Source organism: Rhodoferax sp. (assembly GCF_039922535.1).
Lineage (GTDB): Bacteria > Pseudomonadota > Gammaproteobacteria > Burkholderiales > Burkholderiaceae_C > Rhodoferax_B.
On the sequence record NZ_JBDTEM010000072.1, the window covers coordinates 1 to 12,828 of the forward strand.

Below are 12,828 nucleotides of genomic sequence, written 5' to 3' on the forward strand. Positions count from 1 at the left end.
GTGGCGCTGGCGCTGACCATGCTGGTCGAAAATCTTTTGGTGCTGCCCCTGTGCTTTGCCATGGCCGACAACCAAGGCCAGGATGCCGCCCAGCGCTGGCACCACACCCTGTGGATCAGCCTGCGCAACCTGCTGAAAAACCCCATGGTGCTGGCCATACTGGCCGGTTTCTGCTCCGCGCTGCTGGGCCTGCACCTGCCCGCGGTGCTGGCGCAAACCGTGCAGATCGTGGCCACCGCGTCCAGCCCGGTCGCGTTGTTTGTCATCGGCGGCAGCCTGGTGGGCCTGAAGCTGGCCGGGGTGCGGCGTGACCTGGCCTGGGTGGCTACGGGCAAGCTCATCCTGCATCCGCTGGCGGTTTTTACCTTTCTGTGGCTACTTCCTCCCATTGCCCCTGAGTTACGCGTCGCTGCCGTGCTGTTCGCCGCCATGCCCATGCTAAGCATCTACCCGGTAGTGGCCCAGAAGTACGGCCTGGAAGGCTTTACCGCCGCCGCCCTGCTGGTGACCACCATCACCTCGTTTTTCAGCATCAGCGCCCTGCTGTGGGCCATGCACCACGTGCTGGGGTGGACGGCTTAAAGTTAGGCGTCCAATCGGCCTCTGGCGCAGTTAGCACCTGCGTAAGATGCTTTTATTTTGATAGCATTTTACGTTAGCTGCATGGCGGAGCACCGGCAAGTACGCCAACCAGCCCTCACCGGAGTTGCATCCCCTTGGCAGAAATGGCCCTGCCACATCAAAACCAAACCCAACCCAACAGGCCGTGCCACAGCCAAAGCGGCGATAAGGGAAAGCGCCTATTCGCAAAAATGCCCGAACAGCGAGAATTTGTATGTAGATGTTTCATACAAATGATTGCCACCATGTTTAAAGCCAAGTTTCTCATTACCGTCGCAGTCATCGCTGGAATCCACCAGTTCTACGCCGATGACGACAAGGATCTGGCAACGAACGCGGCTCCCGCCGCAAGCTGCGCAGCCTATGCCGCCGCGCCGCAGGGCTCAAACGGATTTGCCGCCAATGCCACCGGCGCCCAAGTGCGCAATTGCGCAGATGCACACATCGGTCTGCCTGCCTCAAACGGTTAAGCGCTAGCCGCCTCATCCGCCAGAACGCACTTCATGCTTTTGGATGCGGCCCCCTGGGCTGGGTGGTGTTGAAGCCTCCATTTCCCTGCCCGAGCACGAATGTCCGATCATGGGGCCCTCCCGATACGGTGACGGCTTTCGACTGACCGCCATCTTTCCCGTCCCCTGGGGCCGTTAAGGAGGGGATGGAACTTCCGAGTTGGGAAAAGCTGACCACCAGTGATCACTCGCCGCTCTGCCCATAGCGTCGTCTGGCACAAGTTCGCGTGGGTGCCTCCGACAGCGGCTACATTCACTACCCAACCCCTATCCACATTACCCGGCCATCTTGGCGCAGCCGTGGAACCCATTCACACGTGTCAACAGAAGCGGCCTCTATTCCTACCGATACCCCATGGCCCAGCCCAGGCGCTCGGCTGCCTTTGGGATTGCTGCTGTCTCTGCTGTTCCATGCCTTGCTGTTGAGCCTAGTGTTAGGCGGCCAAGGGGATGGACTGCCGGGTTTCGGCTTCCCATGGCAAGAGCGGCGCGGCGCGGAGCCGGCACTGCACGTGGTGCTGGATCCGCTGCCAGCCGCCACCCCTGAGCCGCCAGAGGACACAGGCACGGGTACAGCGGCGCCCGCAGACCCCGCGCCAGCCACCCGCACCACGGCTGCAACGGGTAGCCCATTGCCAGAAAAACCGCCTGAGCAGGCCACGCCCCTGCCGACTGCCGAACCGGCCGAAGCCGCATTCATGCCATTTGATGGGGCGACCCAGATCGTGCCTGCAGCGCCTGCGGCACCCGCGCCAGTGCACCAAGCAACGCAAAAAGAAGCCGAACGCGTGGAGGCCCAGCGCCAGGAAGCCGCACGCCAAGCCCTGGCCTTGACCCAAGCAATACAACAGGAGGCACAACGGCTGGAAGCCGAGCGCCAAAACACCGTTCGCCTGGAGGCGGCCAGGGCCGAAGTTGCCCGTATGGAAGCCGAGCGACTGGAAGCCGCCCGACAAGCCGCGGCGCAACAGCAAGAGGCCCAAGCCGCACGCGCCAAGCTTGCCCAGTTGGAGGCCGAACGCCAGGAGGCCGTGCACCAAGACGCGGTCCGCCAGGAAGCGGCATTGGCCGAACTCATGCGCTTGCAGGCGCTGCAGCAAGAGAGGGGCCGCCAAGAAGCGGCGCAGGCCGAAACTGCGCGGCAAGCCGAGGTGCAACAGCAAGCCCTGACAGCCGCCCGTGCCGAGGCCGAGCGGCTGGAAACCGTGCGGGTTGAAGCCGCAAAACGGGAGCGCGAACGCCAGGCAGCAGCGAGCCAGGCCGCCGCACAACTAGAGGCGGCACAGGCCGAGGCCAAACGCCTGGAGGCCTTGCGCCAAAACGCCGCACGCCTGGAAGCCACCCAGGCCGAGGCCGCAAAGCAAGAAGCCGAGCGCTTGGCCGCGGTCAAGCAGACGGCAGCGCGCCAAGAAGCTGCCGAAGCCTCGCGACGGGAAGCCGAACGCCTGGAGGCCACCCAGCAGGCCGCCGCGCGAGAAGCGGCAGCGCAACAAGAGGTCGCAAAAGCCGCACGTGCTGAGGCCGAACGCCAGAACGCCATGCGCCAGGAGTCAGCGCGGGCCGAAGCCGCAAAGCAAGAGGCCGAGCGTGTGGATGCCGCAAAGCAAGTTGCAGCACGCCAAGAGGCGGCTAAGCAGGAAGCCGCGCGACGAGAAGCCGAGCGCCTAGAGCTCACAAAGCAGGCTGCCGCACGGCAAGAAGCCGCCCAACAGGCGGCCGCACAAGCTGCCCGTGCCGAAGCCGAGCGCCAGAACGCAGCGCGCCAGGAAGCCGCACGTGCCGAGACGGCAAAACAGGACACTGAGCGCATGGAGGCCGCGAAGCAAGCTGCCGCACGGCAAGACGCTGCCCAACAACAGGCCGCCCAAGCCGCCCGTGCCGAAGCCGAGCGCCAACACGCCGCTCGCCAGGAAGCCGCACGCGCCGAGGCGGCTAAACAAGAAGGCGAGCGCGTCGAAGCGGCAAAGCAAGCTGCCGCACGGCAAGAAGGCGCCCAACAAGAGGCCGCCCAAGCCGCCCGCGCCGAAGCCGACCGCCAAAACGCCGCCCGCCAGGAAGCCGCCCGTGCCGAGACGGCAAAACAAGACGCTGTGCGCATTGCGGCCGAGCAACGCGAGGCCAAGTTGAAGGCGATAGGACGGCAACTGAACGAAGAAGCAGATCGGCGTGATGCAGCCGCTGCGGCGCGGGCGACCTCCCCCTTGCCATCCTCGTGGAGCAGTGCACGCCGAGGCCGCATCTTTGGCCGCAGCGATGCCAACGAGGAACTGCAGCGGTACGCGGAAGCCTGGGCCCGAAAAATCGAGATCAGCATGTCCTTTGACACGGTTCGCGAAGTCGTCAAGCCGCCGCATGCCAATCCCATGGTGCTGGTGGCCGTGCGCAGCGATGGCTCGGTGGAATCGGTGAGTTTCGTCACCTCCAGTGGCGTGCCGGCCATCGACGACGCGATACGGCGCATCGTGAACAGCCAGGCCAACTATCCGGCCTTCCAACCCGCGCTGGCCCGCGAATTCGACGTGGTCGAAATCCGCCGAACCTGGTACTTCGACATGGCGATCCGGCTGTACTAGGAACGTGTTCAAGGTCTTTTTGGGGCCGCGTTGGGGAGCAATCGGGATGCGTTGGCTGTCAGCGCCCGCAGCATGGGCTCTCTGCCCATGCAAGGGTGATGGCGGGCAAATCGCCCGATTTCTCCCCAACCCGAAGGGCAGTTGCCTTTTCGGGCAGTCTGGGGCGTTGCGACTCTTGCCAATAGCCAGCTATTGGCGGCGAGCCGCGCCTACCAGCCCCTCCCGAAAAGGCAGCTGCGCGGCTCCAAAAAGACTTTGAACACGTTTCAATCACGCCAACACGTTCTTGGTGTACCGGCTGTGGGCGGTTCACCTTCACTTGTTACAAAATGCGTATACTGCCGCTCCAGCCTATTCCAGCAGGTTGCGTATTGGCATTCAAGGTCCATGCGCAGCTTGGCGATCCACCCTAAAGCACCCCGCATCTGTGCTGCAGCCAGCCGACCACCTCAAACGTACAGCACTGCTCACGATTCTGACCCTGAGTTGGGTCAGTTCGGCGGCGGCTTGGGCGGTCATGGAAATGCGGGGCGTGTCGTCTCCGGTGCTGCGCGGCATCTTTGGCCTGAACATCGTGTTCCATCCGGTCATGTTCGCCATCGTGTGGAGGCGTTGGCTGCCACCGCGGGTCATCGACATGGGCTGCTTGCTATTTGCAGCCATAGTGTGCGGGGTTTGCATGGCGCTGCGGCTTTACGCGCCGGTCTATGGCGCCAGCATTGACCTGCAACCCCTGTATCTTTGGATACCGGTGATCTATGTGTTTGTTTTTACGCAGATGGGCCACAAGTCCAGCTTGGCACTCGCGCTCGCCATTCTGGCGCTGTTCATCTTGATCAGCCTGCCCTATCTGATTTTTCATTTCGACGCGGCCTTCGGCAATTTCACCATCCAACTGCACCTGGTGTCTGCCGTGCTGATCGCGGCGCTGTATTTTTTCTCCAGCCACCAACACCGCTTCCAGATTGCGCAGCTCACCGTGGACCAGTTGGCCCGCCTGGCCAACACCGACGAACTCACCCAATTGGCCAACCGCCGCCGCATGACCGAAGCGCTCGAATCCGAGCTGCTGCGCTTCGCGCGGTATGGGCACGCATTCGCCATCATCCTGATCGACATCGATCACTTCAAAACCATCAACGACCGGTTTGGCCACAGCGTGGGCGACACCACGCTGGTGAGATTGGCGCAACGCGCTGCCGAAGTACTGCGTGATGTCGATACGTTGGGACGCTGGGGCGGCGAAGAATTCGTCGTGGTACTGCCGGAAACGCTGTTGGACGATGCCCTGCACAAGGCCCGTGCCCTGTGTGCCCATGTGGCTGCCCAGCCGCTGGTAGACAGCCACACCGTCACCATCAGCTGCGGTGTCACCCATGTCAGGACCGGGGACTCGGCCGACGCACTGCTACAGCGCGCGGACGAGGCGCTCTATGCGGCCAAGCATCTCGGACGCAACCGGGCCGAAGGCTCGCCTGACAAGCCGGTGGAGCTTGTGCGCGCCTAGGAGCCGGTGGTGCAGGTGCCGTTACCGCCCCCAACCCAACGCAAACTTCCGCCAAGCTGGGCGGTTTGAAAATTTACATGGAATAAGCCTCTAGCGCATATAGCACCTGTACAAGAAGCTCTCAATTAAGTAGCAAAGCTATCCTTCCGAGTCGTTTTGCCAGCGCGGTAGCCGGGCACCGCAGTCGCAGCAAAAGCGCGCGCCCGGTGCGTGGCCTTCGCTCAGGCATTCGTGGCAGGTGCGGGTGGTGGGCGCATGGGGCATGCGCTGCAGGCTGAGTTCGGCGCTGACAATGCCGGTGGGCACCGCCAGCGTGCCCCAACCCAGCAGCATCATCAGCGAGGCGATCACCCGGCCCAGGTCCGACTTGGGGGTGATGTCGCCAAAGCCCACCGTGGTCATGGTGGTAATGGCCCAGTACACGCCCACCGGAATGCTGGTGTAGCCGTTGGCCGGCCCCTCCACCACGTACATCAGCGTGCCCATCACCACCACAACCAGCATCACAAAGCTCATGAACACCAGAATCTTGCGCCGTGACGACGACAGCGCCTGCCCCAGCGCACGGAATTCCGCCACGTAAGCGGTGAGCTTGAGGATTCGAAAGATCCGCAGCAGGCGCAGCACCCGTACATCGATCAGCGCATGCAAGCCCGGCACCAGCACGGCCAGGTAGGTGGGCAGCAAGGCCAGCAGGTCAATGATGCCAAAGCCGCTTTGCGCATAGCGCATGGGCCGCCGCACGCAGGCCAGCCGGGCGATGTACTCCACGGTAAACGCGGTGGTAAACACCCACTCCAGCACATTGAACACGGCGCTGTACCGGGCATGCACCGCGGCCATGCTGTCCAGCACCACCACACCCACGCTGGCCAGGATCAGGCCGATCAGCAGCAGATCAAACAGCCTGCCCGCCCGCGTATCGGCCTCAAAAATCACCGTGTACACCTGCAGCCGCCAGCCCGTATCGGGCCGCCCAAACAATTGTCTATCCAGAGGCGGTGCAGTCGGTTTCTTCATGGCCGGATCTTAGAACGGGTTCACGGCCTCGCTACAAAGCGAAAGTTTTGGCTTGCGTACCCCCAAGATATCCTGCCAACATTGGGGGGTTGCATGATTTGAGTTTTGGCATCAAATTGGCATGCAGCGCACACCCTATCTGCGCTAGATGCTTTTAATTTAATAGCACAGCAAGCATAAACCAGTACCTGGCTCAGAATGCCCAACCGCGGCCACTACCCTTGCGTCGCACCGTCCGGCCGCATAAAGCCTGCAAAAAACTCTGCCAGCGCTTGGTGCGCATCCAGCGGCAGCACATGGGCGATGTACTGGTCGGGGCGAACCACCACCAAGGCACCTTGCGCCCGGTCGATTCCGCGCGCATCGAAGATGTCCTGTCCGCTTCTCGCGTGGGCGCAAAAAACCTTTTCGTAGTCTCGCAGCCCGTAGCGTCCTTTGTGCGGCACCAGCAGGTTCGGCAGCGCCGCCAGGTCGAGCGCGCGGTGGTCCTGCGGGAAGATCGCCCGCAGATCGAAAACCGCGTCGATATCCTGGCCTACGGGCGTGAATCTGCGCAGCGGCGAATCCGCCGAGCTTTCCAGAAAATCGCACAGCGCGCCCAAACCTGTGTCGGTGGCACCGGCGAAGGCATACAGACGCCAGCGGCCATCGGCCTTGGCCACGTGGCCGAGCTGCATCGGCTTGGCATCGAAGGCGCGCAACACGGGTGCGGAATGGAAGCGCGTGCCCACCACGAAGCCGGTGGCCACATGCTGGTGTTTGGCGGGCCCGCAAATGGCGGAGGGGCGGTAGTGCGTGCCCATGCCGGCCGTGAACCGCCCGTGTTGCTCGAAATACCGCTGGAACTCTTTCGGGTCCACACCCCCTGTGTCCTCGGTGTTGCCGCCGGCAGTGTGCTGGGGGCGGTCGCTGAACATTTGGGCCCACTCGCGGTCAAAGTCGATCAGCTCCTGCGCCACCACCTGGCGTTCTTCAGAATAGCTGTGCAGCAGCTCCGGTCCGCACTGGCCAGACAGCACGGCGGCCAGCTTCCAGCCCAGGTTAAAGCTGTCCTGCATCGAGAAATTCATGCCCTGCCCGGCCTTGGGGCTGTGGGTGTGGCAGGCATCTCCGGCGATGAAGACGTGGGGCAGCACGCTGCCACCATCTTCGTCGGGTACATCGTCATAGTGGTCGCAAATGCGCTGGCCGATTTCGTACACCGACCACCAGGGCACCTCTTTCACCTCCAGCGTGTAGGGATGCAGAATGCGCTGCGCGGCGGCGATCAGTTGGTCCACCGTGATGCCGCGGTTAGCCACCCGCTCGTCTTCGCCCAGCTTGTCCATTTCGACATAGAACCGCACCAGGTAGCCGCCCTCGCGCGGTATCACCAGCAGGTTGCCGTGCTCGGACTGCACGGCCACTTTGTTGCGGATGTCGGGAAAATCGGTCACGGCCAGCATGTCCATCACACCCCAGGCGTGGTTGGCCGAATCGCCCACCAGCTTGCGGCCGATGGACTTGCGCACCCCGCTGCGCGCGCCGTCGCAGCCCACGACGTAGCGGGCCTTCAGGGTTTCCACCTGGCCCTGGTGGGCGGCATCGGTGCGCTGCATGCGCACCGTGACCGGGTAGTCGGCGGCACTGCGGTCCACCGTTAAATCCAGAAAGCTGCGTGCATAGTGCGGCTCCAGTCGGTTGGCCGAATGGCGCATGCACTCCAGGTAAAAGTCATGCACCCGGGCCTGGTTCAGGATCACGTGCGGGAATTCGGACAGGCCATCTTCCGTATCCTGTATCCGGCCGTGGCGCACGATGCCACCTTGCTGTTGACCGTCCGGCTTCCAGAAGGTCACCTCGTTGACCCAGCAGGCCTCTTGCAGCACCCGGTCGCTGAAGTTGAAGGCCTGGAACATCTCCATCGTGCGGCAGGCAATGCCGTCGGCCTGCCCCAGCTGCATGGGGCCGTCTTTCTGGTCCACGATGCAGGTGCGGATGTGGGGAAACACGGCCAGTTGGGCGGCCAGCGTCAGCCCGGCAGGCCCGCAGCCGACGATCAGCACATCGACCGCTTCGGGCAATGCGTCGGTGTGGGGCATGGCCAGGGGCGATGGATTCGAAACTTCGGGGTTGCCGGGCCGAAAGCCGTTCAGATGGAATTGCATTTTTTAACTCGCTTTAGGTGGACAGTGGACGGTGGACGTGGAGAGGGTGTGCGCGCGGCTCAGGCGGAGGGTGAAGACGGGCGGTGCGCCTTGGGTACCACCAGCGTCAAGACCGCGCCAAAGATGGCCAAGGCCGCCAGAACGTAGAAGATGGCATTCAGGGCAAAACCGCCGCCGATCAGGAAGCCCCCCAACAGCGGCCCGCCCACGCCCCCCAGGCGGCCAAACCCGGCGCACCAGGCCACGCCTGCGCCGCGCACATGGGTGCGGTAGTAGTTGGCAACGAAGCCATAGATCAGGGTCTGGGTGCCGCTGGTGCCCATGCCGACCACGGCCACGGCGGCCAGCCGTACGGCCAGCGGCAGGTCCAGCGTCAGCACTGCAATCGCCACCGCGCCGATGGCAAAGCAGGTGGACACCACCCGCTTCGGCCCGAAACGGTCGGCCACCTTGGAGCCCAGCAGCGCGCCGATGACCGCGCCGCCGTTCAACACCAGCAAGAACGACAGCGAACCCTTGGCGTTGAACCCGGCACGCAGCATCAGCTCGGGCAGCCAGGTATTGAGCGAATACACCAGCACCAGGCCCGTCGCACTCATGCAACCCAGGATCAGCGTTGGAAACAGGTAGCTGGAGCCGAAGAGTCCGGCAAACCCGGCCTTTTCTGGCGCTGCTGACTGGTCAATGGCCACCGCCGTGGGCTCTTCAGAAGGCACCGCCACCCCCGTGCGCAAGGAAATCGCCCGGGCCTCGTCCAGCCGCCCGCGCGAAACCAGCCAGGCCACGGACTCCGGCATCTTGAAGTACGCCAACGGCAGCAGCGTGACCATGGGCAAGGCGCCGATTAGAAACATGCCGCGCCAGCCGATGAGGGGCAGCAAACCGATCGCCAGGCCAGCGGCCAGCAGGCTACCCAGCGGGATACCCGAGTAAACGATCGCAATGAACAGGTTCTTCTTGCCCTTGGGCGCGTACTCGGCAATCAGCGCGCCGGTCGTGGCCACCAGGGCCCCTACCCCCAGGCCAGTGGCAAAGCGCAGCAGGCCAAACAGCGTGGTGCTGGTGGTCAGCGCCGTGAGGCCCATGCCGATGGAAAACCAGGCGTAGGCAAACAGCATCACCTTGCGGCGGCCAATGGTGTCGCCCACGCTACCGGCGAGCAGGGCACCGACGAGCACACCGACCAGCGCATAGCTGCCCAGCGCACCGGCAATGCTGGGCGTGACCAGGCCGATCTGCGTCGGATCGCGCAGAAAGGTTGAGACCACCGTGCCGTAGACGACCAGGTCGTAGCCGTCAAAGACCAGTCCCACCGTGGCCAGCGCCACGATCCAGGTCAAGGTACGAAGGTGCCGCGCATCTAACGCGGCGGGGGTTGTATTTGCCATGGTGGTTGCCGGTTGTCTAACGCAGTACCGCGCAAGCGGCGTTGGCGGGAACGCCTGCAACGCAGGCGGCAAAGGGTGCAGAGCTTGTTTTCATGGGGTGTCTTAATTCCGTAGCTAGATACGTACACTTATCATCAGTGCACTGATAATAAGTGTAGGGTTACAATTTTTATTTGCGCCTAGTACAAACCCTTAAAAGATTCCGATGACCACACCGCTGCCCCTGCATGAACTGGACGACCTTCCTGGCCACTACATCCGCCGGCTGCAGCAAATCGCGGTGGGCATCTTCATGGACGAGACGCAAGAGATGAACATCACGCCGGTGCAGTTCGCCTTGTTGTTTGCCGCGTCCCAGCAGGCAGGGCTGGACCAGCGCACGCTGGCGGGCCGGATCGGGCTAGATACATCGACCATTGGCGCGGTGGTCGACCGGCTGGAGAGCCGTGAACTGATAGAGCGCAAAGTCTCACCAGACGACAAACGCGTGCGCCTGCTGAGCGTCACGCCCACCGGCCACGCACTGCTGCAAAGCGTGGTGCCCGCGATGCTGCGGGCCCAAGAACGCATGCTCGCCCCCCTACCCGCCGACGAGCGGTCTCAATTCATGGGCATGGTCAAGCGCATCGTCGAAGAAAACAACGGCTGGAGCCGGGCTGCGAAGGACGCAGGCTAAGCCCGGACGATTGGTCCTGCCAACCCCTCAGGCCCCAAAAGCCTCCAGCGCAAAGTCCCCGCGCTGCAGCTCTTGCACCAGGTAATCCACACACACCTTCAACTTGGCCGAATTGCCCAGCCGCGTGGCCGTGACGGCCCACACATTCGCCTGCTGGTGGTAGGCCGGTAGTACACGCTCCATGCTGCCGTCGTGCAGGCGGGCGGCCACGTCCCAGCTGGACAGCAGCACGATGCCGTGGCCGTCCACCGCCCAGTTCTGCACCGCATCGCTGTGGTTGGAGCCCAGGGTGCTGGTGACCTTGACCGACTCCACGCCCTGCGGCCCCTGCAGCCGCCACACGCCGTAGGCCTGGTCGCGGTCGCGGAACAGCAGGCAGTCGTGTTGGGCCAACTCGGCCAGGGTCTTGGGTCTACCGCGCCGCGCCAAATAGGCAGGGGCGGCACACAGCACGCGCACGCTCTGGGCCACGGGGTGGGCCACCAGATACGGCTCTTGCACGTCGCCCACGCGGATGTCGATGTCAAAGCCCTCGCCCAGCACATCCACCCGGCGGTCCACCAGCTCCAGCCAGATGTCCAGCACCGGGTACTGCAATTTGAGCCGCGCGAGGATGTGCGCCACATGGTTGCGGCCCAGGCGCAAGCTGGTGCTGATGCGCAGCGCGCCCGAGGGCGTGGCCCGCGTGCGCCCCACCTCTTGGGTCAGGCTGTCGGCGGTGTCCAGCACCTTGCGCGCCCAGAGCAAGGCGGTTTCGCCCTCGTCGGTAATGGACACCCGCCGCGTGGTGCGGTGGAACAGCGCCAGCCCCAGCGCCTTCTCCAGCCCCGCGACCCGCTTGCTCACATACGCGGGCGAAATGCCCAGCTCGACCGCCGCCGCGTTGAAGCTGCTGCGCCGCGCCACGCAGCAGAAGACCCGCAGGTCGATCAGTTCCCACGGTGTATTCACCATTTATTGTTCACCATAGGTTGATTGTGAATCAGCTTTTTGGCTAATTACAAATAGATTGGTTGTGAGTACGATGCCGCTCGTCACCTTCACGTAAAGCATAAAGAGACACCAATGGCAAAGCTGAACATCGCCGTGGCGGGCGCGGGCATCATCGGACTGGCCCATATCGACGTGCTGGCCAAAAGCAGCCGCTGTGCCCTGTCGGCCATCGTCGATCCATCCCCCGCCGCCGTGGCAACTGCGGCAAAAGCGGGCGTGCCGCTGTACACCTCGCTGGCAGCACTGTTTACCTCAGGCAGGCCCGACGGCGTGGTGCTGGCCACGCCCAACCATCTGCACCTGCCGCAGGCGCTGGAGTGCATGGCTGCGGGTGTGCCCATCCTGCTGGAAAAGCCCATCGCAGCCACCCTGGCCGAAGGTCTGCAACTGCAAAAAGTGGTGGAAGACAGCGGGGCCCGCGTGCTCATCGGCCACCACCGCGCCCACAGCCCCATCATGGCCAAGGCCAAGGAAGTGGTGGACAGCGGCAAGCTGGGCAAACTGGTCAGCCTCATGGGCAGTGCCCAGTTCTTCAAACCCGACGACTACTTTGCCAGCGGCCCCTGGCGCACCCAGCCCGGTGGCGGCCCCATCCTGATCAACCTGATCCACGAGGTGCACAACCTGCGCATGCTGTGCGGCGACATCACCGCCGTACAGGCCTTTGCCAGCAACGCCACACGCGGCTTTGCGGTGGAAGACACGGTGGCCATCAACCTGCGCTTTGCCAGCGGCGTGCTGGGCAGCTTCATGCTGTCAGACACGGCAGCCAGCGCCCGCAGCTGGGAGCAAACCAGCCAAGAAAACAAGGCCTACACCAGCTACGCCGACGAAGACTGCTACCTGGTCGCGGGTACGCTGGGCAGCCTGGCCGTGCCCACCATGCGCCTTAAAACCTACCCCCGCCCCGAAGACCGCTCGTGGTGGAAAGAATTTGAAGTAGGCGTGGTCGGCATGGTGCGCGACGACCCGCTGAAACACCAAATGAACCACTTCGCCGATGTCATTACAGGCAAGGCCGCACCGCTGGTCAGCGCGCGCGACGGGGTGCAAAACCTGCGGGTGACGGAGGCGATTGCTGAAGCGGCGAAGACCGGGCTGGTGGTCACCATTTAAACCGGCACTTTGTCCAAAGGCAGTTGCATGCTGGACTTCAGCCACCCCAGCGCGACCGAGGTGCGAAAGCGGCGGATGTTGTCGTCGCCCTCAAACAGCCGTTGGGTCAGCGCCTCGTAGTCGGCCATAGAGGCCACGGTGACGATCAGCAGGTAATCCGCCTCGCCGGTCACGCTGTAGCACTGCTGCACGGCGGGTTCAGCGGCAATGCGGGCGCGCATGGGGGCGGTGCGGTCGGGCCGTTCGTTCTCCAGATGCACCTCGATGATGATGGTAAG

11 protein-coding genes are annotated in these 12,828 nt (G+C 63.5%); 6 read left to right on the forward strand and 5 right to left on the reverse strand.

Features of this window, described 5'->3' with window-relative positions; translation table 11 throughout:
• The 4 genes from ABI213_RS02880 to ABI213_RS02895 form a co-directional block, all read left to right on the forward strand.
• Positions 1-582, forward strand: a 582-nt coding sequence (locus tag ABI213_RS02880) for an AEC family transporter (protein WP_348026038.1), incomplete at its 5' end; no start/stop codon positions are given.
• 284 nt (positions 583-866) lie between these two features.
• Positions 867-1,091 carry a hypothetical protein gene (locus ABI213_RS02885; RefSeq protein ID WP_348026040.1) on the forward strand — a complete coding sequence of 75 codons (225 nt, stop codon included), beginning with the start codon at positions 867-869 and terminating at the stop codon, positions 1,089-1,091.
• A gap of 470 nt (positions 1,092-1,561) precedes the next feature.
• A complete protein-coding gene (locus ABI213_RS02890) occupies positions 1,562-3,703 on the forward strand; it encodes a TonB C-terminal domain-containing protein (RefSeq protein ID WP_348026049.1) in 2,142 nt (713 codons plus the stop codon).
• Between the two features lie 427 nt (positions 3,704-4,130).
• Positions 4,131-5,210, forward strand: coding sequence for a GGDEF domain-containing protein (locus ABI213_RS02895; RefSeq protein WP_348026042.1), 1,080 nt, complete (start codon positions 4,131-4,133; stop codon positions 5,208-5,210).
• A gap of 138 nt (positions 5,211-5,348) precedes the next feature.
• On the opposite strand, the gene ABI213_RS02900 is transcribed toward ABI213_RS02895, so the two are convergent.
• The 3 genes from ABI213_RS02900 to ABI213_RS02910 all read right to left on the reverse strand — a co-directional run bounded on the left by ABI213_RS02900 (position 5,349) and on the right by ABI213_RS02910 (position 9,765).
• The gene (locus ABI213_RS02900) at positions 5,349-6,230 is read right to left on the reverse strand and encodes an ion transporter (RefSeq protein WP_348026043.1); all 882 of its coding nucleotides are present in this window, start codon (positions 6,228-6,230) and stop codon (positions 5,349-5,351) included.
• A 215-nt stretch (positions 6,231-6,445) separates the two neighbouring features.
• Positions 6,446-8,377: an FAD-binding monooxygenase gene (locus ABI213_RS02905; protein WP_348026044.1), complete on the reverse strand. Its 1,932-nt coding sequence runs from the start codon at positions 8,375-8,377 to the stop codon at positions 6,446-6,448.
• 59 nt (positions 8,378-8,436) lie between these two features.
• The gene (locus ABI213_RS02910; protein WP_348026045.1) at positions 8,437-9,765 is read right to left on the reverse strand and encodes an MFS transporter; all 1,329 of its coding nucleotides are present in this window, start codon (positions 9,763-9,765) and stop codon (positions 8,437-8,439) included.
• 205 nt (positions 9,766-9,970) lie between these two features.
• Here ABI213_RS02910 and ABI213_RS02915 point away from each other — a divergent pair, with 205 nt between their 5' ends.
• Positions 9,971-10,441: a MarR family transcriptional regulator gene (locus tag ABI213_RS02915; RefSeq protein ID WP_348007124.1), complete on the forward strand. Its 471-nt coding sequence runs from the start codon at positions 9,971-9,973 to the stop codon at positions 10,439-10,441.
• 27 nt (positions 10,442-10,468) lie between these two features.
• Here ABI213_RS02915 and ABI213_RS02920 read toward each other — a convergent pair whose 3' ends face one another.
• Positions 10,469-11,395, reverse strand: a complete 927-nt coding sequence (locus ABI213_RS02920; RefSeq protein ID WP_348007125.1) for a LysR substrate-binding domain-containing protein — start codon at positions 11,393-11,395, stop codon at positions 10,469-10,471.
• A 111-nt stretch (positions 11,396-11,506) separates the two neighbouring features.
• Between ABI213_RS02920 and ABI213_RS02925 the strand changes: the two genes are divergently transcribed.
• Positions 11,507-12,550 (forward strand): Gfo/Idh/MocA family oxidoreductase, encoded by a 1,044-nt coding sequence (locus ABI213_RS02925; RefSeq protein ID WP_348007126.1) that lies wholly within the window; start codon positions 11,507-11,509, stop codon positions 12,548-12,550.
• Here the strand turns inward: ABI213_RS02925 and ABI213_RS02930 are convergent.
• Positions 12,547-12,828, reverse strand: a 282-nt coding sequence (locus ABI213_RS02930) for an Lrp/AsnC ligand binding domain-containing protein (RefSeq protein WP_348026047.1), incomplete at its 5' end; no start/stop codon positions are given. The genes ABI213_RS02925 and ABI213_RS02930 overlap by 4 nt on opposite strands.